Below are 23612 nucleotides of genomic sequence, written 5' to 3' on the forward strand. Positions count from 1 at the left end.
CATTCGTATGACTACCAGCCCCGCCTTGTCCGCCGAACCCGGCTGGCGAATCGGCGTCCTGTTCTCGCGCGCGGGCGCCACCTCGGCGACCGAAACCGAGCATTTCTACGGAACCGTGCTCGCGATCGAGGAAATCAATGCGGCCGGCGGCGTGGCGGGCGCGCCGCTCGATCCGGTGGTGCACGACCCGCGCTGCAGCCTCGACGAATACCGGCGCCTGGCCGCCCACATGCTGCAGGAGGACGACGTCACGGTGATCTTCGGCTGCTCGACCTCGTCGAGCCGCAAGGCGGTGCTGCCGGTGATCGAGCGCAACAACGCGCTGCTCTGGTACTGCTCGATCTACGAAGGTTTCGAGTATTCGCCGAACGTCATCTACACCGGCGCGGTGCCGAACCAGAACAACATGCAGCTGGGGGCCTGGCTGCTGCGTCATCACGGGCGGCGTTTTTTTCTGGTTGGCGCCGACTATATCTATCCGCGAGAATCGAACCGGATCATGCGCGACGTGGTCGAGCAGAATGGCGGGGAGATCGTCGAGGAACTGTACCTGCCCAGCGATGCCGACGACGGCGCGCTGGCCGCGGTGGTCGACGAGATCCGCGCGCAGGCGCCCGACGTGGTGGTGTCGACGCTGATCGGCCGCGCGGCCCGCAGCTTCTACACGCTGTACCGGCAGCGCGGGCTCGATCCGCGGCAGGTTCCGATCGCCAGCCTGACCATGACGGAGGGCGAGATCGGCATGATCGGTCCCGAGCTGTGCGCCGGACATATCGTCTCCGCCAGCTACGTGAACACCCTGGAGAATCCGCGCAACCGGCGCTTTCTCGAATCCTGGCGGTCGCGCTTCGGCGACCAGCCGGCCAGCATGTGGTCCGAAATGGCATACAACCAGGTCCAGTTGTTCGCGCGTGCGCTCGAACGCACCCGCAGCCTCGACACGGCGCGTCTGGTCGAGGCGGTGCGCGAGGTCGAATTCGACTCGCCGGAAGGCCTGCTGCGGATCGACCGCGAGAACAATCACGCGATCGTCACGCCGCGCATCGCGGTCTGCCAGCCGGACGGGCGTTTCAAGGTGGTCTGGGAGAGCCGCCGGCCGGTGCGGCCCGATCCCTACCTGACCGCCTATGGCTTCGCGGATTTCTGGCTCGATGGAGAAACGTCATGAGCGCGGGGGCGCGCCGGCTGTTCGACGATCTGCGCACGCTGCGCGTGGTGGTGATCCATCCGCCCGGCGAGGATCGCGGCATCCTCGAGGAGCAACTGCATCGCATCGGCTGCCCGGTGCGGCCGGTCTGGCCGTTTCCGGCGCGGCTGCCGGCCGACGCGGACGTGATCCTGTTCCTGGTCGGGCCGGAATTGCGCAGCGCCGGCAACTGGTGCGCGGCCGATACCGACGCGACGCTGATCGCCTTGTCCGACTACGAGAACCCGACCGCGCTGAAGATGCTGGTCGATACCCAGGCGCATGGCGTCATCACCAAGCCGTATCGATCTTCCGGCATCCTCAGCACGCTGGTGCTGGCGCGCGCATCCTGCGGCTACCAGCAGCGCCTGCACGGCAAGATCGCCAAGCTGGAGGAGGCGATCAAGGCGCGCCGCCAGATCGAGAAGGCGATGCGCATCCTGATGGAGGCCCATCGCCTGAGCGAGAACGACGCCTACGAGCACATGCGCTCGAAGGCGACCAGCCTGCGCGTGACGGTGGGCGACATCGCGACCATGGTGATCGATGCGCACGAGGCGATGGACAAGCTCGGGCTCGGCAAGCTGACGAAATCGTAAGGCGGGTGGGCCGCTTCGAAGCAGGAAGCACGCGGATCGGGGATCATGCCGGACTGGCCGGCGCGACACCTGGGCTCGCCGTCGGCGCCCACCCACGAAACCGATCAGCGAGGTAGCAATGGAATACGTCAAGTTCGGGGCCACCGGCCTCGAGGTCTCGAAACTGGTGCTCGGCTGCATGACCTACGGCGATCCGGCGCGCGGCAACCACGCCTGGACGCTGCCCGAGGACCAGAGCCGCCCGTTGATCCGCCAGGCGATCGAGGCCGGCATCAACTTCTTCGACACCGCGAATACCTATTCGGACGGCAGCTCGGAAGAGATCGTCGGCCGCGCGCTGCGCGAGTACGCGCAACGCGACGAGGTGGTGATCGCCACCAAGGTGTTCAATCGCATGCGGCCCGGCGCGAACGGCGCGGGCCTGTCGCGCAAGGCGATCTTCTCGGAGATCGACCACAGCCTGAAGCGGCTCGGCACCGACTATGTCGATCTCTACCAGATCCATCGCTGGGACCCGGGCACGCCGATCGAGGAAACGCTGGAAGCGCTGCACGACGTGGTGAAGGCGGGCAAGGCGCGTTACATCGGCGCTTCGTCGATGGCGGCCTGGCAGTTCTCCAAGGCGCTCTACACCTCGCGCGAGCACGGCTGGACCGAATTCGTCAGCATGCAGAACCACCTGAACCTGCTGTACCGCGAGGAGGAGCGCGAAATGCTGCCGCTCTGCGCGGACCAGGGCATCGCCGTGATTCCGTGGAGCCCGCTCGCGCGCGGCCGTCTCACGCGCAACTGGGACGAGAGCTCGGAACGCCAGGAAAGCGACAACGTCGGCACGCGGCTCTACCAGGCCACCGCCGACGCGGACAAGGCCGTGGTGGAGGCGGTCGCCAAGGTGGCCGAGGCACGCAAGCTGCCGCGTGCCCAGGTCGCGCTGGCCTGGGTGGCGCAGAAGAGCACGGTGACGGCGCCGATCGTGGGCATCTCGAAGCCGCATCATCTGAGCGACGCGGTGGCCGCGCTCGAGCTGAAGCTGAGCGAGGAGGAGATTGCCACGCTGGAGGCGCCTTATGTGCCGCACCGGGTGGCGGGCTTCACGGCCTGAGGAGGAGGGCGGCTCCCGGGCGAGCGCTTCGCTGGCCGCTCGGGAGCCGGAGGCGACGTCAGCGCGAGATCAGGCCGACAGTTCTCTGCGGACGATTTCCGCGCCTGCGCTGAGCGCGTTCAGCTTGCCTCTCGCCACCTGGCGAGACAAGGGTGCCATGCCGCAGTTGGTGCAGGGATAGAGCTTGTCGGCATCCACGAAGCGCAGCGCCTTGCGCAGGGTGTCGGCGACTTCCTCCGGCGTCTCGATGGTGTCGCTTGCCACGTCGATGGCGCCCACCATCACTTTCTTGCCGCGAACCAGCTCGATCAGGTCGATCGGGACATGGGAGTTGTGGCATTCCAGCGAGATCATGTCGATGCTGGATTGCTGCAGCTTCGGGAACGACTCCTCGTATTGGCGCCATTCCGATCCCAGCGTCTTCTTCCAGTCGGTATTGGCCTTGATGCCGTAGCCGTAGCAGATATGCACGGCGGTTTCGCACTTGAGCCCTTCGATCGCCCGCTCCAGGGTGGCCACGCCCCAATCGTTCACCTCGTCGAAGAACACGTTGAAGGCAGGCTCGTCGAACTGGATGATGTCGACGCCGGCAGCCTCCAGTTCCTTCGCTTCCTGGTTGAGGATCTTGGCGAATTCCCAGGCCAGCTTTTCCCGGCTCTTGTAGTGGGCGTCATACAGCGTATCGATCATCGTCATCGGGCCGGGCAGGGCCCACTTGATGGGCTGCTTGGTTTGATGACGCAGGAACCTGGCGTCTTCCACGAATACCGGCTTCTGGCGACTCACCTCGCCGACCACGGTCGGCACGCTCGCGTCGTAGCGATCGCGAATCCTGACCGTCTCGCGCTTTTCGAAATCGACGCCGCTGAGGTGCTCGATGAAGGTGGTGACGAAATGCTGGCGCGTCTGCTCCCCGTCGCTGACGATATCGATGCCCGCGTGCTGTTGCTCCTGCAACGACAAACGCAGGGCATCATGCTTGCCCTCGGTCAATTCCTCGTCTTGCAGTTTCCAGGGCGACCAGAGCTTTTCAGGTTGCGCGAGCCAGGACGGCTTGGGCAGGCTGCCGGCAGTGGAAGTCGGGAGTAGTTTTTTCATATCGAATGATTCCGCGAAGCTTGGTTGATCAGAGAGCGCAGCTGGAAGCCCATTGCTCGAGAATGTGCTTGTACGGCTTGATGAAGTGTTCTTCCGTGAATTTCCCCTGCTTGACGGCCAATTGGCTACGTTCTTCCCGGTCGTAGACAATCCGGGTCAGTGAATAATCGCGATGCTTCAGGCTGGGCTGATAACACTTCCCCGCCGCGGAATTGGCGTTGTAGATTTCCGGGCGATAGATTTTCTGGAATGTTTCCATCGCGCTGATGGTGCCGATCAGCTCGAGATTGGTGTAATCCTCCAGCAGGTCGCCGAGAAAATAAAAGGCCAGCGGCGCAACGCTGTTCGGCGGCATGAAGTAGCGAACCTGCAGGCCCATCTTCCCGAAATACTGGTCGGTCGACGAGAGTTCGCTTTGGCGATACTCGACGCCCAGGATCGGGTGCTGATTCTCGGTTCGGTGATAGGTCTTGCTGGTCGAGGCGCTGATGCAGATCACCGGCGGCTTGCCGGAGATTTCCCGGTAAGCGCTCGAGTTCAGGAAGTGCTTGAACAGCTTGCCATGCAGATCGCCGAAATCGTCCGGGATGCCGAATTCGGATTTGTCGTGGTTGTGCTCGGGCAGCAGCACGCTGAAGTCGTAATCGCGCACATAGGACGAGAAATTGTTCCCGGCGATCCCCTCGATGCGCTTGCCGTTCTTCTTGTCGATGATCTTCGTCTTCAGGATCTCGATCAGCGGAAACGCATCGATGCTGCGCCCGGCATCGATCTTCATCTCGACGGAAATGATTTCTAGATCGACGGAGTAGCGATCTCCCTTCGGGTTGTCCCAATGCGCGAGGTCATTGAATCGACTGTCGATCATCTTCAGGGTATTGCGCAGGTTCTCCTGGCGGCTCGTTCCGCGGGCCAGATTGGCGAAATTGGTGGTGATGCGCGTATTGTCCGATGGGTGATAGTTTTCATCGAAACAAATACTCTTGATTTCAAATGTGAAATTGTTTTCCATGATGATCCGGCGAATGGATTGTCGAAAGGAAGGCTGAATCTATTGGGCTGCTTCAGGCCGCGACGACTTCCTCGGCGGTGGCGGCTCTCGCGTGGCGGCTCAATTCGACCAGGGGCAAGGCCCGTTGCACCGCCAATCCGGCGCGCTCGATCAGGGCATCGTCTTGCAGGCGGTAGTCGACGAAATCCTTGTCGGTCGCGTAGACGCCCAACGGCAAGGTGCGCGCCTGGAAGAAGCTGAACAGCGGCCGCAACTGGTGGTCGATCATCAGGGCGTGGCGCTCGCTGCCGCCGGTGGCCGCCAGCAGGACGGGCTTGTCGATCAGGGCGTCCTGGTGAATGAAGTCGAAGAAGTGCTTGAACAGCCCCGTGTAGGCGCCGCGATAGACGGGGGTCGCCACCACCAGCACGTCGGCTTGCTCGACCGCCGCGAGTTCCCGCTCCACCGCGTCGGGCAGTTGGGAGCGCCAGGTCGCGCCGGCGAGCTGCGGCGCGAGCTGTCCCAGCTCGACCAGGCGCGGCTCGCACGAGACTTCATCGGCGATCAGGTCCAGCAGGTGGGTGGCCAGCGCTGCTGTCTTGGACGGGCGTTGCAGTCCGCCGGAAACCGCTACTACACGGAGTGGACGTGTCATGTTGGTTTTCAGATGGATGGAGGTGCGCGGCGCGGTGAAGCCAGGCCGCTTCGAAAAATACATACGAACAATGGAAGCCGATGCTAACGACGGGGACCAATGAAGTAAAATGGTTTTATTTCACGAATCCATGAAAGTGGTTCATACATATGCTTGAGCGCATCCATCTGAGCATCGTCCAGCAGGTCGAGAAGCAAGGGTCCTTGACGGCCGCCGCGGGCGTGCTGAACCTGACCCAATCGGCCCTGAGCCACAGCATGAAGAAGCTGGAGCAGCAACTGGGCACGGACATCTGGCTGCGCGAAGGGCGCAGCCTGCGCCTGACGCAGGCCGGCCAGTACCTGCTGGCGGTGGCGAACCGGGTGCTGCCGCAACTGGACCTGGCCGAGGAACGGCTGGGCCAGTTCGCGCTGGGCGAGCGCGGCGCGCTGCGCATCGGCATGGAATGCCATCCTTGCTACCAGTGGCTGCTCAAGGTGGTGTCGCCGTATCTGGCGGCATGGCCCGACGTGGACGTGGACGTGAAGCAGAAATTCCAGTTCGGCGGGATCGGCGCGCTGTTCGGTTACGAGATCGACCTGCTGGTCACGCCCGATCCGCTGTTCAAGCCGGGGCTGAAGTTCGAGCCGGTGTTCGACTACGAGCAGGTGCTCGTGGTGGCCAAGGGCCATGCGCTGGCCTCGGCGACCTACGTGAAGCCGCAGCAGTTGACCCCGGAAGTGCTGATCAGCTACCCCGTGGACATCGAGCGCCTGGACATCTACAACCAGTTCCTGCTGCCGGCCGGCGTGACGCCCCGGCGCCACAAGGCCATCGAGACCACCGACATCATGCTGCAGATGGTGGCGAGCGGCCGCGGCGTGGCCGCATTGCCGCGCTGGCTGGTCGAGGAATACGCGGCCAGGATGGAGGTGGTGCCAGTGCGGCTGGGCGCGCGCGGCATCGCCAAGCAGATCTTCCTGGGCGCGCGCGAGACGGACACCGCCATCGACTACGTGCGGGCCTTCATCGAACTGGCCCGCGAGCCCCGGGCGGTCTCGACGCTGGCGAGGGATTGAGGCCGGCGCGCCCGCCTCGCCGGATATCGCGCGCCGCCATATCCTTTCCATCCCCGCCTCATAACCTTCCGCGTATCCGTTATTGGATCGGCGCCGGGCCGGTTTTTATACTGGCCTCTGTCAGCACTCGCCCGATGCGAGTGCCAGATACCACGCCAACCATTACCAGAGGAACGCCCCGATGAGCCTTCGTCCGCTGCACGATCGCGTGATCGTCAAACGACTCGACCAGGAAACCAAGACGGCCTCCGGCATCGTGCTGCCCGACAGCGCGGCCGAGAAGCCCGACCAGGGCGAAGTGATCGCCGTCGGCCCCGGCCGGCGCGACAACGACGGCAAGCGGATCGAGCCCGACCTGCAGGTCGGCGACCGCGTGCTGTTCGGCAAGTACGCCGGCCAGACCGTCAAGGTCGACAACGCCGAACTGCTGGTACTGCGCGAGGAAGATGTCGTCGCGGTCGTCAACGTCTGAACCTGAGAGAGTCCAACATGGCTGCAAAAGATATCGTTTTCGGTGACGTCAACCGCGCGAAGCTGATCGAAGGCGTCAACATCCTGGCCGACGCGGTGAAGGTCACGCTGGGCCCGAAGGGCCGCAACGTGGTGCTGGAGCGCAGCTTCGGCTCGCCGATCGTGACCAAGGACGGCGTATCGGTCGCCAAGGAGATCGAGCTGGCCGACAAGCTGCAGAACATCGGCGCGCAATTGGTCAAGGAAGTGGCCTCGAAGACCAGCGACACGGCCGGTGACGGCACCACCACGGCCACCGTGCTGGCCCAGGCGATCGTGCGCGAAGGGCAGAAATACGTGGCGGCGGGCCTCAATCCGCTGGACCTGAAGCGCGGCATCGACAAGGCGGTGGTGGCGGCGATCGAGGAACTGAAGAAGATCAGCAAGCCGACCACCACCAGCAAGGAGATCGCCCAGGTCGCGACGATCTCGGCCAACGGCGAGGAGTCGATCGGCCAGCGCATCGCCGAGGCGATCGACCGCGTCGGCAAGGAAGGCGTGATCACCGTCGAGGACGGCAAGTCGCTGGCCGACGAGCTCGACGTGGTGGAGGGCCTGCAATTCGACCGCGGTTATCTCTCGCCGTACTTCGTCAACAACCCCGATCGCCAGGTCGCGGTGCTCGACAGCCCTTACGTGCTGCTGCACGACAAGAAGGTGTCGAACATCCGCGACCTGCTGCCGGTGCTCGAGCAGGTGGCCAAGGCCGGCCGCCCGCTGCTGATCATCGCCGAGGACGTCGAGGGCGAGGCGCTGGCCACCCTGGTGGTCAACAACATCCGCGGCATCCTCAAGACGGTCGCGGTCAAGGCGCCCGGCTTCGGCGATCGCCGCAAGGCGCTGCTGGAGGACATCGCGATCCTGACGGGCGGCCAGGTGATCGCCGAGGAAACCGGCCTCACGCTGGAGAAGGCGACGCTGGCCGAGCTGGGCCAGGCCAAGCGCATCGAGGTGGGCAAGGAAAACACCACGGTGATCGACGGCGCCGGCGACAAGGCCTCGATCGAGGCGCGCGTCAAGCAGATCCGCGTGCAGATCGAGGATGCGAGCTCCGACTACGACCGCGAGAAGCTGCAGGAGCGGGTCGCCAAGCTGGCCGGCGGCGTGGCGGTGATCAAGGTGGGCGGCGCGACCGAGATCGAGGTCAAGGAGAAGAAGGATCGCGTCGACGATGCGCTGCACGCCACGCGCGCGGCCGTCGAGGAAGGCATCGTGCCGGGCGGCGGCGTGGCCCTGATCCGCGTGAAGCAGGCGATCCGCGAAGTGCGCGGCGCGAACCCGGACCAGGATGCCGGCGTGAAGATCGTGCTGCGCGCGCTCGAGGAGCCGCTGCGGCAGATCGTGAGCAATGCCGGCGAGGAAGCCAGCGTGGTGGTGGCCAAGGTGGCCGAGGGCAGCGGCAATTTCGGCTACAACGCGGCGAGCGGAGAATATGGCGACCTGGTGGAATCGGGCGTGCTCGATCCGACCAAGGTGACGCGCACCGCGCTGCAGAACGCGGCATCGGTGGCGGGCCTGCTGCTGACCACCGACGCCACCGTGCACGAGCAGCCGAAGCCGGCCGCGGCCGGGGCACCGGCGGGCGCGCCGGGCGGCCCGGACCTGGGCTTCTGATGGAGGTTGGCGCGCAAGGGCGCCGACTGGGCCGCTAGTCGGCCTGGTGTTTTTCAAGCATCTGGCGCCGCCGGCTTGTCAGGGCCGGCAGGCCTGGTCGAGATTGACGGGCGCGTCGAGCAGATGGGGCAGGCTGCGTTCGACGATTTCCAGCACCACGGCCCTGGGCTGCGCCCGGCGGACCAGCGCGCCGTCGACGCGGGTTCCGCGTTGCGTATAGAGCCGATGGACGTCCTCGCCGAGGAAGGGAATCAGTTCGCCTGCGAACGAATCGCGATACAGCAGCAGGCTGCCCGCGGCGCCCGGGTTCTCGATGACGTTGTGGGCATCGACCGGGTCCGTCGGCCAGCCGGGCACCGTCACGCCATGCGCCTGGCGCGGCACGCGCGGCGTGAGCGACACGATGTAGTCGAGGAAGTAGCCCGGCAGGTCGAGCAGGTTCACCGCGATGTCGCCGCCCTCGAAGCGCTTCCGGCTGATCGCGTAGGCCTGGCGCTCGGCGCGCGGCGCGGCGGACAGCACGCCGTCGTGCACCAGGCGCGAGGCGATGGCCTGGTAGCCGATGAAGGCGCCCAGGGTGTTCCAGTGGCTGTCGGTGCGCTTGTACAGGTCGTATTGCTCGGACGAGCGGGCGGCTTCGAGCGGCGCGCGCAGGTCGATGAAGGCCAGCTTCGGCGCCGCCCGGCCAAGCTCGGTGGCGAACTGGTCGGCCTGGGTGATCGTGCCGGCCGGCGGCGGCGATTGCAGCTTGTCGGCATAGACGGTCTGCTTGTCGGGCGCCAGCACCACGTAGAAGCCGATGCCGCAGGCGGCGAGATGCGTGCGCACGGCATCCAGGTTGCCGCTGATGGTTCGCAGGTCGGAGGCGGAGAAGGGCGCCTTTCCGTACAGCGAGGCGAAGTGCGGCTGGCCCGGCGTGTAGTACTCGTCGTAGAACAGCCAGCCGTCGCGGCCGATCACGACGTTCGGGTTGCTGGGCGTGCCGGTGCGCGCCATCTGCAGGCGCGATCCGTAATGCAGCAGCGCGTCGCGCATGCCGTAGCGGTCGCTGAACCAGCGCTCGAAGTTCTGGAACCAGAACAGCGAATAGGACGGGAAGGGCTCCAGCCGACGATTTTCCTGCGCGGCCGGCACGAAGCCGGGGCGGCCGAACCACAGGATCGGCAGCGCCAGGATGGCGAAGAAGACGATGGCCACGGCCGCGCGGTTCAAGCCGCGGGCCAGCGAGCTGCCGGGGCGGTTGGAGGCGGCCTGGGGATCGGAGTGCTGCGTGCTCATGCCGTCAGAAGCGGAAATAGATGAAGGGGTTGTACTGGCCGAGCGCGATCGACATGGCGCTCAGGATCAGCGCGGGCGCGACCAGCGCGGCGCGCAGCCAGCCGTCGAGCGACAGCGCGGCGAGGCGCGCCCACATCGGCTGGAGGCGGCGCTGCAGGAGCGGATACGCGCCGAGCGCGAGCAGCACCGCCACCACCAGCAGCACCAGCGTCTGCGTCGACCACAGCGATGCCAGCGTCACGCCCTGCTGCGCGGCGGGCCAATGGCCGACCAGGGCCAGCAGGTAATGCGTCGCCTGGGGCAGGGATTCGGTGCGGAAGAATACCCAGGCGAGCATCACCACCAGCATCGCATAGAGCTGGGCGAGCGGCCTCGGCACCGGCAGCCCGGCGTTGCGCCCGAAGCGCTCCAGCATCAGGAAGAAACCGTGCAGCGCGCCCCACACCACGAAATTCCAGCTCGCGCCGTGCCAGATCCCCGTCAGCAGGAACACGATCCACAGGTTCAGCAGCGTGCGGCCCTCGCCGCGGCGGTTGCCGCCGAGCGGGATGTAGACGTAGTCGCGGAACCAGGTCGACAGCGAGATGTGCCAGCGCCGCCAGAAATCCTGGATCGAGCGCGCGCTGTAGGGATAGTTGAAGTTCTCCGGGAAGCGGAAGCCGAACAGGCGGCCCAGGCCGATCGCCATGTCGCTGTAGCCGGAGAAGTCGAAGTAGATCTGCAGCGTGTAGCACAGCAGGCAGAACCAGGCCGCCGCCGCGCCGAGCTGGTCGGCCGGCGCGTTGAAGCCGGTATCGGCGATCAGGCCGAGCTGGTTGGCGATCAGCACCTTCTTGGCCAGCCCCATGGTGAAGCGCAGGATGCCGGCGGTGATGTCGTCGAGCGTGCTGTCGCGGCGCGCCAGCTGCGTGTGGATGTCCTTGTAGCGGATGATCGGGCCGGCCACCAGTTGCGGGAACAACATGATGTAGAGGCTGTAGTCGACGATGTTGCGATTCGGCGTGGCATTGCGCCGGTAGATGTCGACCAGGTAGGAGATCGCGTGGAAGGTGTAGAACGAGATGCCGATCGGCAGCGCGACGGCCTTGATCGAGATGGCCGACAGGCCCGCCGGCACCAGCAGCGCGTTGAGGTTGTCGACCGCGAAATTGGCGTACTTGAAGATGCCGAGCAGCAGCAGGTTGAGGGCCACCAGGCCGCCCAGCACGCGCCGGCGTGCCCGGGTCCGGTCCAGCAGCCGGGCGCCCCAGAAGTTCATGGCGACCGAGCCCAGCATCAGGATCACGAAACGCGGTTCGCCCCAGGCGTAGAACACGATGCTGGCCAGCGCCAGCAGGGCATTGCGAAATCGGGCGGGGGCCAGGTAGTAGGCGACGAAGGTCACCGGCAGGAACAGGCCCAGGAACACGATGCTGCTGAATACCACGAGATCCCCTCGTCGATGTTGTGATGATGCGTGGCCATGGCGGCGTGCCGGCCGTGAAGGGGCGGCGCGCCGGGCAGGCGAATGCGTGCGGGAGGCTTGGGGCCGGAAGGCGCGTCGGCGACGTACCGCGGCGTGGCGGCCGGCGGGCGCGTGAGGCGCTGCCAGGCGGCGTGGCCCGCGCGCGGCTTGGTCAGTTCCGCGCGAGGGCCGGCCCGGGGCGCGTCTCCCCGGCCGTTCCCGCGGGCGACATTGTAGGCGGCAACGGGATTTGTCGATACCCGCGGGCGGCGGGCATCTTTGCGCGACCCGGGCGACCGGGCAGAGAATCGGGCTGCGCGGCCCCGGCGGCGCAGCCGGGAAGCCGTGCCGGCCGGGGCTCAGCCCGGCTGGGCGAGCAGCCGGGCGATCTCGGCGTCGGTCTGCTCGTAGTCGCCCTCGCCGAAGTGCCGGTAGACGATCCTGCCGGTCTTGTCGATCAGGTAGACGGCAGGCCAATACTGGTTGTCGTAGGCGCGCCAGGTGGCGTAGTCGTTGTCCTGCGCGACCGGGTAGGTCAGGCCGAAGCGCTTGATCGCGTCGCGCACGTTCGAGGTGCTGTGCTCGAACGGGTATTCGGGCGTGTGCACGCCCACCACGGTCAGGCCTTGCGACTTGTATTTGTCGTACCAGCCCTGGACGTGGGGCAGCGTGTGGATGCAGTTGATGCAGGTATAGGTCCAGAAATCGACCAGCACCACCTTGCCGCGCAGCTTGTCGAGCGATTGCGGCGGGCCGTTCAGCCACTGGTTGATGCCGGTGAAGTCGGGCGCGGTGGTCGGGGCGCTCGCCTGGGCGGCGCCGGCGATGCCGGGCGGCTGGGTGGCGGCGATCACGGCGGCGCAGGCGGCAATGGTGCCGGCGGCGGCAAACAGACGATAGAGCGGGCGCATGGTGGAGTTTCCATCGGTTTCGGTTGAGGGCCGCCGGCAGCGCGGTGGGCGCCGCCGGCGTGCCGTCGGTCGGCGGGGCGGGATCGGCGGTGCGGGGCGCGCGAGGTGCGCCGGCAGGGCCGATCCGCCGGGCCGACCGGCGATGGAGGTATTGGAGCCCGCGCCCGTATCGCGGATGTTTCGGGCCGCCCGTGGGTGTGCAATGTTGTGTATCGACGGCGAATTCAGATACATTGCGACACAAATCAGGGACTGCAATCGGCTATAAAACCGTCATTCCATGATGACCACGGAGGGGCGCACGATGAACGCCGAGTCTTTTCAAGGTTCCTGCCATTGCGGGGCCGTCCGTTTCGAGGTACGCACGCCGCTCATGCCCGCCGCGCGCTGCAACTGCAGCCTGTGCCGCCGCAAGGGCGCGCTGATGACGCCGGCCTTCGCCCGCGAGGACCTGACGATCCTGGCCGGCGAGGACGCGCTGACCGAATACCAGTTCAATACCCGCGTCGCGAAGCATTTCTTCTGCCGCCATTGCGGGATCTATCCGTTTCACCAGACTCGCCTCGACCCGCTGCGCTGGCGCGTGAACATCGGCTGCCTCGACGGCGTCGATCCCTACGCGCTGGAGGCGGCGGTGGCCAACGGCGCGAGCCTGTCCGTCGTGGAGGACGCATGAAGCCCGAATCGAAGCCGCGCCGCGGCCCGCTGCAGCGCCTGCTGGCGATCGTCGCCTTCCTGGCGGGCGGCGTGGCCAGCGAGCTGAGCCATCCCTTCGCCTGCACCACGGTGCCCTCGCGCGGCCCGTCGGCGGTGCGCCGCCGCGAGGAGCGTGCCTGATGAACAGCGAGCGTCCGGACCACGTGCTGATCGTCGACGACGATCGCGGCATCCGCGAACTGGTGGGCCAGTACCTGGAGAAGAACGGCATTCGCGTCTCGTTGGCCGCCAATGGCCGCGAGATGCGCGCCACGCTGGAATACGGCGCGCCGGACCTGATCGTGCTCGACGTGATGATGCCCGGCGACGACGGCCTGGTGCTGTGCCGCGAGCTGCGCGCCGGCAAGTTCCGCTCGGTGCCGGTGGTGATGCTGACCGCGCGCGACGAGGAAACCGATCGCATCGTCGGCCTCGAGATGGGCGCCGACGACTACCTGACCAAGCCCTTCGCGGTACGCGAGCTGTACGCGCGGATCCGCGCCGTGCTGCGCCGCGCGCGCATGCTGCCGCCCGGCATGCAGGTGACCGAGGCCGCGCAATGGCTGGCCTTCGGCGATTGGCGGCTCGATACCACCGGGCGCCACCTGCTCGACGAGGACGGCACCATGGTCGCGCTGAGCGGCGCCGAATACCGGTTGCTGCGCGTGTTCGTCGATCATCCGCAGCGCGTGCTGACGCGCGACCAGTTGCTGAACCTGACGCAAGGGCGCCAGGCCGATCCGTTCGACCGCTCGATCGACCTGCTGGTCAGCCGGCTGCGCCAGCGGCTGCGCGACACCGCGCGCGAGCCGCGCTACATCAAGACGCTGCGCAGCGAGGGCTATGTGTTCTCGGCGGCGGTTACCGTGATCGACGAGCCCACATGAGCGACAAGTCTCTCGCGCACTGGCCGCGCTCGCTGTTCGCGCGCCTGGCCTTGATCCTGTGCGTGGGCCTGGCGGCCGCGCAGATGCTGTCGTTCTGGCTGACGCTGACCGAGCGCGACCAGGCCACCACCACGCTGATGATGGGCTACATCGAGCGCGAGGTGGTGGCCTCCGTCGCGCTGCTCGACCACCTGCCGCCGAACGAGCGCGAGGCCTGGCTGCCCAAGCTGGCGCGCCGCAGCTACCGCTTCGAGCTGGGGCCGGGGCAGCCGGGCGGGCCGGTCGACGCCGAGCTGTCGGCTCGCGTCGAACGCTCGATCACCGACGGCATCGGCCGCGCCTACCCGGTCACGGCCAACGCGATTCCCGGCGACGCCGAGCATCTGCAGGTGCACCTGAAGCTGTCCGACGGCTCGCCGCTGACGATCGACCTGCATCCGATGTCGAGCGTGCCGCTGTCGGGCTGGCTGCCGGCGGTGCTGGTGGTGCAGCTCGCCTTGCTGGCGTTCTGCTGCTGGCTGGCGGTGCGCCTCGCCACGCGGCCGCTGCACGACCTGGCGCGCGCGGCCGATGCGCTCGGGCCGGACCTGAAGGGCGAGCGGCTGCCCGAGACGGGGCCTTCCGAGGTGGCGCGCGCGGCGCGGGCCTTCAATGCCATGCAGGACCGGATCGCCACCTACACGGCCGAGCGCATGCAGATCCTGGCCGCGATCTCGCACGACCTGCAGACGCCGATCACGCGCATGCGCCTGCGCGTCGACGTGATGGACGACGACGCGCAGGCCGCCAAGCTGCGCCAGGACCTGACCGAGATGGGGCAACTGGTGAAGGAGGGCGTGGCCTACGCGCGAACCGTGCACAGCACCTCCGAGGCACCGTGCCGGATCGATCTCGACGCGATGCTCGACAGCATCGTCTGCGACTACATCGACGCCGAGCAGAACGTGACCTTCGCCAGGCGCGTCGACATCGCCGTGACGGCGCGGCCGCAGGCGCTGCGGCGCGTGGTCGGCAACCTGGTGGACAACGCGCTGAAGTTCAGCGGCGCGGCCGAGCTGGAGGTGACGCTCACCCCCGAAGGAGATGCCGAGGTGGCCGTGCTCGATCGCGGGCCGGGAATTCCTGAGGAATCGCTGGAGGCGGTGTTCGAGCCCTTCGTGCGGATCGAGACTTCGCGCAATCGGGGCACCGGCGGCACGGGGCTGGGGCTGGCGATCGCGCGGCAACTGACGCAGGCGATGGACTCCACGCTCGTGCTGCGCAATCGTGCCGGCGGCGGGCTGGAGGCGAGGTTGACGCTGAAGGTGCCGGGGGGGAGGAAGTAGGGGCGACGACAGGCTTGCCAGCCTGCACGATTTTTCCACTTGCGCTAGGTTAACAGCCCGATGACGACGCGGCGCGTCGTCATCGCTTCGCGCGAACCCGGCGGGGCCGACAAGCACCCAGCCGCAACCTCCGGCTGCATCCGCCCCTCGCGTTCGCGTCCCTCCACCTTCTTTCGGGAATTGGCATGGAATATCGACATCTCGGCGCATCAGGTTTCAAGGTCCCGGTACTGAGCTTCGGCACCGGCACGTTCGGCGGCAAGGGCGAGCTGTTCCAGGCATGGGGCGAGACCGACGTCGCCGAGGCACGCAAGCTGGTCGACATCTGCCTGGATTCGGGGCTGACCATGTTCGACAGCGCCGACATCTATTCGGGCGGCGCCTCGGAATCGATCCTCGGCGAGGCCCTCAAGGGCCGCCGCGACAAGGCGCTGATCTCGACCAAGGCGACCTTCCGCTTCGACGACGGCCCCAACAACGTGGGCTCGTCGCGCTTCCACCTGATCCAGGCCGTCGACAGCGCGCTCAAGCGCCTGCAGACCGACTACATCGACCTGTTCCAGCTGCACGGCTTCGACGCCAGGACGCCGGTACAGGAAGTGCTCTCGACGCTCGACGACCTGGTGCGCGCCGGCAAGATCCGCTACACCGGCGTGTCGAACTTCTCGGGCTGGCACCTGATGAAGTCGCTCGACGTGGCCGATCGTTACGGCTATCCGCGCTACGTGGCGAACCAGACCTACTACTCGCTGATCGGCCGCGACTACGAATGGGAGCTGATGCCGCTGGGCATCGACCAGGGCGTGGGCGCGGTGGTCTGGAGCCCGCTGGGCTGGGGGCGCCTGACCGGCAAGATCCGTCGCGGCCAGCCGCTTCCGGAACTGAGCCGCCTGCACAAGACGGCCGATTACGGCCCGCCGGTGCCGGACGACTACCTGTATCGCGTGATCGACGCGCTGGACGAAGTCGCCGCCGAAACCGGCAAGACCATCCCGCAGATCGCGCTGAACTGGCTGCTGCAGCGCCCGACCGTGGCGACCGTGCTGATCGGCGCGCGCAACGAGGAGCAGTTGCGGCAGAACCTCGGCGCGGTGGGCTGGAACCTCACGCCCGAGCAGGTCGCCAGGCTGGACGAGGCGAGCCGCGTGCGGCCGGTCTATCCCTATTGGCACCAGGAAGGTTTCTCGGAGCGCAATCCGTCGCCGGTCTGAGCCTGCGTGTCACGCCGATGCAAGGCGGCAAAGCCGCCGCGCATCGGCACGCAAGGGATCAAGCTGCCGCCGAGGCGCGGCGCGATTGGCAGAAGTGCTCGGTGATGGTGGCCAGTTCGCGCACGAACAGCCTGAAAGGCCGGGAGATCGCCGAGAGATTGATCGGCTGGCCGACGCGGATAATGTAGCTGCAGAAGTGGAAATTGGTGCGGGCGAAGCTCGTGTCGGGTTCGCCGCTGTCCGCGAAGTGGTCGTGGCAGAGAAAGCCGCCTTCCTCGTAGCTCTTGTAGAAGCGGGCGGTGGTGATGCCGAGCCGGTGGACGTGCTGGTTCCTGAGGATGTGGCAGAAGGCGATGAACTTCAGCGCATCCTCCTCGAACAGCGCGAAACAGCGCAGGATGCGCGGATCGATCTGGTCCAGCGCGAAGCCGAGCACCTCCGGCAAGCCCTTGTCGCGGATCATCCTGAAGGCTGCCAGCTTGCTCAGCCCGACGACTTCCGTCAGCAGGCTCTCGACATAGGCCTCGAGATAGGAGAACACCGAGATGAATTCGAGCTTGTAGAGCTGGCCCGCCAGGAAGGACATGTCCTTCGAGAAATTCAGCCGCGCTTTCGTTTCGTTCACGGCCTGCCTGATCTCGTCGGTTTCCTCCTTGCCCATCGGCATGGAATCGTCCAGGCCCGGGTGCCGGAAATAACGTTCCGGGATGGTGATCTGGAACGCGTCGTAGCCGGTCGACTCCAGGCGGCGATCCTCGCCGTGCATCAGGTTCTCGAAGAAGTGCGCGGCCAGCAGGGTCGAATTGAACTGCTCGGCGAACAAGGCATAGGACTCGGTGTCGATATCGGGCCGGGTCGGCAGCTTGCCGGTGTTCATCGACTCCAGCAGGTTCAGCTTCATGCCGCCCAGGCGGTCGCCCGAGATCGATTCATAACGATCCCGCAGCGCACGCGGTACTTCATCCCAATTCATTGATCAGCCCCGTCGATTCGATTGTTTTCATGCTGTCCGCGCGTTGTGCGGCGCAAAACATTATATCGACGCGAGGCCTGGCCGGAACACGGAAACGGCGCGCAGCAGGCACGCTGGAATAATCCTCGGCCCCGGTTTGTTTACACGAAGACGAAAAAGACGCGGCACCGCCGAAAGCCGGTGAAACCGCGTCGTCGCCAATCTGTCAAATACGCGCAAGCCGAGATGCAGGTCCGTCGCCCCGGCCCGAAGCGATCCGCCACGATCCGAACCCGCCATGAAAACCATCCGCCAAACCCTGATTCGCACCCTGCTGGTGTCGACGCTGGCCGCTTCGGCCAGCCCCGCGTTCGCGTTCAACGAGGAAGCCAACTACAACGCCTGCATCCTGCGCTCGCTCTCGAACACCTGGAACCGCAACGTGGTGGAGATCCTGCGCGGGTCCTGCGACCGGCTCTATCGGCAATGGAGCATGCTGTCACCGGCGGACAAGGCCTTCAACGAATGCCTGCTGCAGAACCTGCCCGGCGTGCAGAGCTCGGCCGCGATCGGGCCGGTGATGTCGGCCTGCCGGCGGCAGAGCGCCGACTCCATGCATTTCGATTGAGCCGGCCCGGCGCTCGGCTGGTCAGGCCTCGAAATCGCTGCCGGCCTCGCGCAGCCGACGCAGCGCGCTGGCCAGATGCGCCCGCGCGCTGTCCTCGTCGCCGAGCCGCATCTGCTGGTAGGCGCGCTGCGCGATCTCGTGCGGCACCGGCTTGAGCGGCCGGCCGCTCTGCATCGCCTTCAACTGCACCTCGGCCGCGCGTTCGAGGTAGTAGAGATCGTCCCAGGCTTCGGCGATGCTGGCGCCCGCCACCATCACGCCGTGATTCTTCAGGAACAGCACGTCGGCATCGCCCATCGCGCGCGCGATCCGGTCGCCCTCGGCGCCGTCCAGCGCGAGCCCGTTGTAATGCTCGTCGACGGCCGTGCGCCCGTAGAACTTCAATGCCGTCTGCCCCAGCCACAGCAGGGGCGGCCCTTCGAGCAGGCACAGCGCGGTGGCGTTCGGCATATGCGTGTGGAAGGCCGCCTTCACGCGCGGCATCGCCTGGTGCAGGCGCGCGTGGATGTGGAAGGCGGTCGCCTCGGGCTGGCCGTCGCCGTCGATCACGCGGCCTTCGTAATCGCAGACCAGCAGGCGCGATGCGGTGATCTCCGAGAACGCGTAGCCATAGGGATTGACCAGGAACAGGTCCTCATGCCCCGGCACCACCGCCGAGAAGTGATTGCAGATGCCTTCCTCCAGGCCGTGCAGCGCGGCCAGCCGGAAGCAGGCGGCCAGTTCGACGCGGGCGGCCTGCACCGCATCGGCGTCGAGCCCCGCGCGTCGCGCGCGCCCCGTCGATGCGAAATCGAGCTGATGTGCCATGTGGGTCGTCTCCGTGGATGCGTTCGCGTTTCGCCACCTTACCAGCCCAGCGAGGCGAACAACGTGGGCACCTGGTCGAGCGTGGCGAGGGTCGCGTCGGGGCGATAGTCGGGCAGCAGCGCGCGGCCGGTGCCGCGATCGATCCACACGCAACGGAAGCCGAGCTCGCGCGCGGCGGCATGGTCCAGGTGCGGGCTCGCGCAGATGTGCACCACCTGCTCGCGCGTCACGCCGAGCTCGCGATGCGCATGCTCGAAGATCCGCCGGCTTGGCTTGTAGGCGCCGGCCTGCTGGGCGGTGATCACGCGATCGATGGTGCCGCCGAGCTGGGCGACGTTGCCGGAGATCACGTCGTCGTCGGTGTTCGAGACGATGCAGAGCCGGTAGCCGGCCGCCTTCAGCGCGCGCAGCGCCTCGACCACTTCCGGGAACGGCGGCATCGCCGAGATGCTGTCGGTCAGGCGCCGCGCGTCGGCGTCGTCGGCGTCCAGCCGCCATTCCCGCAGCGCGAGCTTCAGCGCCTCGCCCGACAACTCGCGGAACGAGCGATGCGGCGGGGTCTGCTCGAGCGCGTGTTCGTGGCGGTCGTAGACGGCGATCAGCTCGGCGCTCGACACGGCATGCGCGCCCTTGCCGGCGAGGATGTCGCCGACCGCGGCCTGCAGGCCTTCGTCCCACTGGATCAGCGTGCCGTAGCAGTCGAAGGTGAGCCATTCGGGGCGGGGCGTAGCGGAAAGCGACATGGTGGGTCCTGGCGGGATCGTGGTTCGAATCGCTAGCCTAGGGCCCGCTTGCTCATTGGGGAAATTAAATTAAAATCGCCTCCTCAGTTGAGAATCGAATAACGGGAGCCGATCATGCTCGACCTCGAACTGCTCAATTCGCTGATCTGCGTGGTCGACGAAGGCAGCTTCACGCGCGCGGCCGAGCGCGTGCATCGCACGCAATCCACCGTCAGCCAGCAGGTCAGGCGCCTGGAGGAGATGGTCGGCCATACCCTGCTGCTGCGCGATCGCACCGGCAACCAGGTGACGCCGACCGAGCATGGCGAGCTGCTCGCGCAATACGCGCGGCGCCTGCTGGCGCTGTCGCAGGAGGCGCAGGACGCGCTCGCCAGCGGGGTGCGCCGCACGCCGATCCGGCTCGGCGTGCCCGAGGATTTCGATGCGCGGCGCATGGCGGCGATCCTGTCGGGCTTCGTGGCGGCGCGCCCCGATGCGCGGCTGGAGACGGTGGCGGGGATGAGCACGGAGCTGCGCCGCAAGCTGGCCGCCGACGAGATCGAGATCGCGCTGATCAAGCGCGAGCCGGACAGCGGCGATTGCCTGGCCGCCTGGCCGGAGCGGCTGGTCTGGGTGCAAGGCCGGCACGCGGTGCCGCCGGAGGCGGGGAGCGGCGAGCCGATTCCGCTCGCGCTGTTTCCGCAGGGCTGCCTGTACCGGCAGCGCGCGATCCGCGCGCTCGACCAGGCGCAGCGGCGCTGGCGCGTGGCCTTCGGCAGCCACAGCCTGACGGGCATCCAGGCGGCCGTGGCCTCGGGCTTGGGCCTGACGGTGCTGCCGAGCACGGCCTTGCTGCCGGAGCACGAGGTCTGCGATGCGCTGCCGGCCTTGCCGCCGACCGAGCTCGCGCTGGTCAGCAACGGCCAGGCCCTGAACGACACGCAAACGGCCCTGGTGGATTTCCTGCGCGAGGTGTTGGCCGATTGACGGCAGCCTGGGGCGATCAGCCGTGCCCCGCGCCCTCGATCGGCCCGGCCAGCGAGAGCAGGTCGGCCGGCACGCGAAACACCGCTTGCGGCTGCGTGCCGAGCAGCGCCTCCAACTGCGTGTAACCCCAGGCGACGGCGCCATAGGCCAGGCCGACGCCGCGCGCCGCTTCCGCGTCGCGGATCTCGTCGCCGACGTAGATCGCCTGCTCGGCGGGTATGCCGGTCTTGCGAAGAATGCCGCGCAGGCGATGCGACTTGCCGAACAGCGACGAGCTGCATTCGATGGCCGCGAAACGCGCAATCAGGCTGTCGCCGAGCACGGCGCGCACGTTCTCGGGCGAGTTCGAGGTGGCGACGGCCACCGCCACGCCGCGATCGATCAGCGCGTGCAGCGTCTCGACGATGCCCGCGAACGGCGCCACTTCGTCGATCCGCTCGCGCATCAGCTTGCGCGCGTCGCCGAGCACGGCCGGCACCTTCCACAGCGGCAAGGCCAGCTCGCGCAGCACCTCGGTGGCGCTCAGGCCACGCAAGCGCTGCTGCGTATCGGCGTCGGTGTGCCGGAAGCCGTGACGCGCGGCCAGCTCGTTCAGCGCATCGGCGAACAGCGGATAGGAATCGGCAAGCGTGCCGTCGAAATCGAACAGGGCGAGTCGGGGTGTCATCGGGAGCGGGCGAGGGCGGCGCGCCTTGCGCGGGAGGGCGAGGGCAGGGGCGAAAGGCAGCATCTTCGATTGCCCGCCGGCCAGCGTCAAGCCCGCGGCCGCGCGCGAACGCTGGCCGGGCGCGGGCAAATCCGCGACAATCGGCGCTCCGGCGCGGGCGGACCCGCGCGGCACCGCGTGCCGCCGGCGGCCCGGGCCCCGTCTTTCCCGGAGGTTCCTTGGATTCATCGCGCCGCAGCGCAGGCGTCGACCTGCTGCGCGGCATTGCCATCCTGGCGGTGCTGTTGCTGCATTTCCACCTGACTTACCGGCTCGACGTGCTGCCCGTCGAGTTGCCCTGGCTGTCGAACGCGATCCGCGCCGTGTCCCGCAACGGCAACTACGGCGTGACGATGTTCTTCGTCGTGTCGGGCTACCTGATCACCGCCACCTCGCTGCGCCGTTTCGGTTCGCTCGGCGCGATCCGTCCCGCCGCCTTCTACCGGATCCGCGCGGCGCGCATCCTGCCCTGCCTGCTGTTGCTGCTGGCGATCATCGTGGTGCTCGGCGCGCTCGGGCTGCGCTCCTTCGTCAACAAGCCCGATACCGCGAGCATGCCGCTCGCCGTGCTGTCGGTGCTGACGTTCTGGCACAACCTGCTGATGGCGCGCGTCGGTTACTTCAACTACAGCATGAACATCCTCTGGTCGCTGTCGGTCGAGGAGGTGTTCTACCTGGCGTTTCCGCTGCTGTGCCTGCTGCTGAAACGGCGTCGCCTGATCCTGCCGCTGCTCGCGGTGCCGGTGCTGCTCGCGCCGGCCTGGCGCTACCTGCATGCGAACGACGAGATCGTCGCGCTCTATGGCTATCTCTCGTGCTTCGATGCGATCGCGATCGGCTGCGGCGTGGCGCTGCTGCCGGCGCGGCCGATCTCGCGCGAGGCGTTCCGTGCGCTCGCCTGGGGCGCCGGGCTCGCGATCGCGGCCACCTGGCTGGCCGGGCCGATCATGCGCAACGTGGTGTGGAGCGTGTCGGTGGTCGCGCTGGGCACCGGCGCGCTGTTGCACGGCATCGCGAACCGCGAGCCGGTTTCGCCGCCCGCCGTGTCACGTACCGGCCTGCGCCCGTTCATCGCTTTCTTCGGCGAACGCAGCTACGAGCTGTATCTGTTCCATATCGTCGTGCTGGGCCTGCTGCGCGAGTACCTGACGCGCGAGAACATCATCGCGGCCTGGAAGCCGGTCTGGCTGGTGCTCTATCTCGCCGTCGCGGCGGTGGTGGCGCATGTCGTCTACCGGCACATCTCGACGCCGCTGAATACCATCCTGCGCCAGGGCCGCAAGCGCGTCGCGACGCGCTGAACGGGCCGCCCGCCGCTTCGTCGCGCGCGTTCGCGCCGTGCCTCACACCGCGCCGGATACGCGCGTCGAATACACGGGCGTCAGGCCCTGGATCGGATCGCGCATCGCCGCGTCGAACGGGTTCATCTGCGGCCCGATGAGCTCGGCCTGCCGCTTGAGCAGCTGCACCACGGTCGGCAGGCGCTCCTCGGTGAGCCGCGTCGACAGCGTGCCCACGCTCAGCGCCGCCACCGCCACCTGGTTGCGATCGAGGATCGGCACCGCCACGCCGGCCATGTCCTCCAGCACGCCGCTGTTGCGCCCGGCGTAACCGAGCGCGCGCACGCGGTCGATCTCGGTGCGCAGGTAGACCTCGTCGAGCACGCCCTGGCCGCGCATGCGCGGCACGTTGAAACGGATGATCTCCTCGCGCTCGTCCTCGGGCTGGAAGGCCAGGATCGCCAGGCTGCCCTGGCCGACGCCCAGCGCCACGCGCCCGCCGATATTGCCGGTGAAGGAGCGGATCGGGAACGGCCCCTCGCAGATGTCGAGGCAGACCGCGTCGAAGCTGCTTTTCACCATCAGGAAGATGGTGTCGCCCAGGCTCGCGCACAGCCGCAGCAGCGCCGGGCGGCACAGCGTGCGCATGCCGTTGGGATTGCCCGCCTGGGCCGCCATCGCGAAGAAGGCCACGCTGAGCCGGTAGCGCTTGGTGCGCTCGTCCTGCTCGACCACCTGCTCGGCGATCAGCCCCTGCAGCAGCCGATGCACGGTCGCCTGGGTCAGCCCGACCGCCTTGGCCAGCATCGTCACGCGGCTGCCCTCGGCCTGGTTCTCGCCCAGCGCGCGGATCAGCGCGAAGGAGCGCTGCAGCACGCCGGGGCCGCAAGGGTTGTCGCCGGGCTGCTCGCCGGACATTCCGTTTTCCTGTTTTCTACCCGCCACTTTTCCTCTCGGTATTCCAT

General features: G+C 67.2%; 25 protein-coding genes. 14 read left to right on the forward strand and 11 right to left on the reverse strand.

What is annotated here, in order from left to right:
• The first annotated feature begins 7 nt into the window (after positions 1–7).
• The 3 genes from F3J18_RS02880 to F3J18_RS02890 all read left to right on the forward strand — a co-directional run bounded on the left by F3J18_RS02880 (position 8) and on the right by F3J18_RS02890 (position 2887).
• The gene (locus F3J18_RS02880) at positions 8–1168 is read left to right on the forward strand and encodes a transporter substrate-binding domain-containing protein (RefSeq protein ID WP_046581029.1); all 1161 of its coding nucleotides are present in this window, start codon (positions 8–10) and stop codon (positions 1166–1168) included.
• Positions 1165–1785: an ANTAR domain-containing protein gene (locus F3J18_RS02885; RefSeq protein WP_017918254.1), complete on the forward strand. Its 621-nt coding sequence runs from the start codon at positions 1165–1167 to the stop codon at positions 1783–1785. Before F3J18_RS02880 ends, F3J18_RS02885 begins: the two co-directional genes overlap by 4 nt.
• 118 nt (positions 1786–1903) lie before the next feature.
• A complete protein-coding gene (locus F3J18_RS02890; protein ID WP_025101301.1) occupies positions 1904–2887 on the forward strand; it encodes an aldo/keto reductase in 984 nt (327 codons plus the stop codon).
• A gap of 69 nt (positions 2888–2956) precedes the next feature.
• Here F3J18_RS02890 and F3J18_RS02895 read toward each other — a convergent pair whose 3' ends face one another.
• Genes F3J18_RS02895 through msuE form a run of 3 tightly spaced genes read right to left on the reverse strand, consistent with a single transcriptional unit; the run spans position 2957 to position 5631 of the window.
• On the reverse strand, positions 2957–3985 hold the full coding sequence (locus tag F3J18_RS02895) for a methionine synthase (RefSeq protein ID WP_166911256.1): 1029 nt from the start codon (positions 3983–3985) through the stop codon (positions 2957–2959).
• Between the two features lie 28 nt (positions 3986–4013).
• The gene (locus tag F3J18_RS02900; protein ID WP_166911258.1) at positions 4014–4997 is read right to left on the reverse strand and encodes a DUF1852 domain-containing protein; all 984 of its coding nucleotides are present in this window, start codon (positions 4995–4997) and stop codon (positions 4014–4016) included.
• A gap of 52 nt (positions 4998–5049) precedes the next feature.
• Positions 5050–5631: an FMN reductase gene (gene msuE, locus F3J18_RS02905; protein WP_025101298.1), complete on the reverse strand. Its 582-nt coding sequence runs from the start codon at positions 5629–5631 to the stop codon at positions 5050–5052.
• 149 nt (positions 5632–5780) lie between these two features.
• Here msuE and F3J18_RS02910 point away from each other — a divergent pair, with 149 nt between their 5' ends.
• The 3 genes from F3J18_RS02910 to groL all read left to right on the forward strand — a co-directional run bounded on the left by F3J18_RS02910 (position 5781) and on the right by groL (position 8813).
• Positions 5781–6689 carry a LysR family transcriptional regulator gene (locus F3J18_RS02910; protein ID WP_036056141.1) on the forward strand — a complete coding sequence of 303 codons (909 nt, stop codon included), beginning with the start codon at positions 5781–5783 and terminating at the stop codon, positions 6687–6689.
• 181 nt (positions 6690–6870) lie between these two features.
• The gene (locus F3J18_RS02915; protein ID WP_025101296.1) at positions 6871–7161 is read left to right on the forward strand and encodes a co-chaperone GroES; all 291 of its coding nucleotides are present in this window, start codon (positions 6871–6873) and stop codon (positions 7159–7161) included.
• Between the two features lie 17 nt (positions 7162–7178).
• A complete protein-coding gene (groL, locus tag F3J18_RS02920) occupies positions 7179–8813 on the forward strand; it encodes a chaperonin GroEL (RefSeq protein ID WP_166911260.1) in 1635 nt (544 codons plus the stop codon).
• Positions 8814–8891: 78 nt separating this feature from the next.
• Here groL and F3J18_RS02925 read toward each other — a convergent pair whose 3' ends face one another.
• From F3J18_RS02925 to F3J18_RS02935, 3 genes are all read right to left on the reverse strand, one after another.
• Positions 8892–10091 (reverse strand): alginate O-acetyltransferase, encoded by a 1200-nt coding sequence (locus F3J18_RS02925; RefSeq protein WP_166911262.1) that lies wholly within the window; start codon positions 10089–10091, stop codon positions 8892–8894.
• A gap of 4 nt (positions 10092–10095) precedes the next feature.
• Positions 10096–11517, reverse strand: coding sequence for an MBOAT family protein (locus F3J18_RS02930; protein WP_166911264.1), 1422 nt, complete (start codon positions 11515–11517; stop codon positions 10096–10098).
• Between the two features lie 377 nt (positions 11518–11894).
• Complete coding sequence (locus F3J18_RS02935; RefSeq protein WP_166911266.1) at positions 11895–12446, reverse strand: thioredoxin family protein; 552 nt, start codon at positions 12444–12446, stop codon at positions 11895–11897.
• 304 nt (positions 12447–12750) lie between these two features.
• Here F3J18_RS02935 and F3J18_RS02940 point away from each other — a divergent pair, with 304 nt between their 5' ends.
• The 5 genes from F3J18_RS02940 to F3J18_RS02960 all read left to right on the forward strand — a co-directional run bounded on the left by F3J18_RS02940 (position 12751) and on the right by F3J18_RS02960 (position 16565).
• Entirely contained in the window at positions 12751–13122 is a 372-nt protein-coding gene (locus F3J18_RS02940; RefSeq protein ID WP_025098572.1) for a GFA family protein, read from the forward strand.
• A complete protein-coding gene (locus F3J18_RS02945) occupies positions 13119–13283 on the forward strand; it encodes a hypothetical protein (RefSeq protein WP_166911234.1) in 165 nt (54 codons plus the stop codon). The genes F3J18_RS02940 and F3J18_RS02945 overlap by 4 nt, the downstream gene beginning before the upstream one ends.
• Positions 13283–14029 carry a response regulator transcription factor gene (locus F3J18_RS02950; protein ID WP_017918264.1) on the forward strand — a complete coding sequence of 249 codons (747 nt, stop codon included), beginning with the start codon at positions 13283–13285 and terminating at the stop codon, positions 14027–14029. Before F3J18_RS02945 ends, F3J18_RS02950 begins: the two co-directional genes overlap by 1 nt.
• Entirely contained in the window at positions 14026–15354 is a 1329-nt protein-coding gene (locus F3J18_RS02955; RefSeq protein ID WP_025098571.1) for an ATP-binding protein, read from the forward strand. The genes F3J18_RS02950 and F3J18_RS02955 overlap by 4 nt, the downstream gene beginning before the upstream one ends.
• Positions 15355–15539: 185 nt before the next feature.
• The gene (locus F3J18_RS02960) at positions 15540–16565 is read left to right on the forward strand and encodes an aldo/keto reductase (protein ID WP_025098570.1); all 1026 of its coding nucleotides are present in this window, start codon (positions 15540–15542) and stop codon (positions 16563–16565) included.
• Positions 16566–16623: 58 nt separating this feature from the next.
• Here F3J18_RS02960 and F3J18_RS02965 read toward each other — a convergent pair whose 3' ends face one another.
• Complete coding sequence (locus tag F3J18_RS02965) at positions 16624–17538, reverse strand: hypothetical protein (protein ID WP_166911268.1); 915 nt, start codon at positions 17536–17538, stop codon at positions 16624–16626.
• A gap of 277 nt (positions 17539–17815) precedes the next feature.
• On the opposite strand from F3J18_RS02965, the gene F3J18_RS02970 reads away from it, so the two are divergent.
• Positions 17816–18145 (forward strand): VF_A0006 family four-cysteine protein, encoded by a 330-nt coding sequence (locus tag F3J18_RS02970; protein WP_166911270.1) that lies wholly within the window; start codon positions 17816–17818, stop codon positions 18143–18145.
• A gap of 21 nt (positions 18146–18166) precedes the next feature.
• Here F3J18_RS02970 and F3J18_RS02975 read toward each other — a convergent pair whose 3' ends face one another.
• Together F3J18_RS02975 and F3J18_RS02980 are read right to left on the reverse strand one after the other, a co-directional pair.
• Positions 18167–18952: an aldolase gene (locus F3J18_RS02975; RefSeq protein ID WP_166911272.1), complete on the reverse strand. Its 786-nt coding sequence runs from the start codon at positions 18950–18952 to the stop codon at positions 18167–18169.
• 38 nt (positions 18953–18990) lie between these two features.
• Positions 18991–19695, reverse strand: coding sequence for a haloacid dehalogenase type II (locus F3J18_RS02980; RefSeq protein ID WP_166911274.1), 705 nt, complete (start codon positions 19693–19695; stop codon positions 18991–18993).
• A 114-nt stretch (positions 19696–19809) separates the two neighbouring features.
• Between F3J18_RS02980 and F3J18_RS02985 the strand changes: the two genes are divergently transcribed.
• A complete protein-coding gene (locus tag F3J18_RS02985) occupies positions 19810–20661 on the forward strand; it encodes a LysR substrate-binding domain-containing protein (RefSeq protein WP_166911276.1) in 852 nt (283 codons plus the stop codon).
• Between the two features lie 16 nt (positions 20662–20677).
• Here the strand turns inward: F3J18_RS02985 and F3J18_RS02990 are convergent, their stop codons facing one another.
• Positions 20678–21328, reverse strand: coding sequence for an HAD hydrolase-like protein (locus F3J18_RS02990; protein WP_036057271.1), 651 nt, complete (start codon positions 21326–21328; stop codon positions 20678–20680).
• Between the two features lie 218 nt (positions 21329–21546).
• On the opposite strand from F3J18_RS02990, the gene F3J18_RS02995 reads away from it, so the two are divergent.
• Entirely contained in the window at positions 21547–22668 is a 1122-nt protein-coding gene (locus tag F3J18_RS02995; protein ID WP_166911278.1) for an acyltransferase, read from the forward strand.
• 42 nt (positions 22669–22710) lie between these two features.
• Here the strand turns inward: F3J18_RS02995 and F3J18_RS03000 are convergent, their stop codons facing one another.
• Positions 22711–23565: an IclR family transcriptional regulator gene (locus F3J18_RS03000; protein ID WP_025098563.1), complete on the reverse strand. Its 855-nt coding sequence runs from the start codon at positions 23563–23565 to the stop codon at positions 22711–22713.
• Between the last annotated feature and the right edge of the window lie 47 nt (positions 23566–23612).

This window comes from Burkholderia sp. Ax-1720 (genome assembly GCF_011753035.1).
GTDB classification, from domain to species: Bacteria; Pseudomonadota; Gammaproteobacteria; order Burkholderiales; family Burkholderiaceae; genus Burkholderia; species Burkholderia gladioli.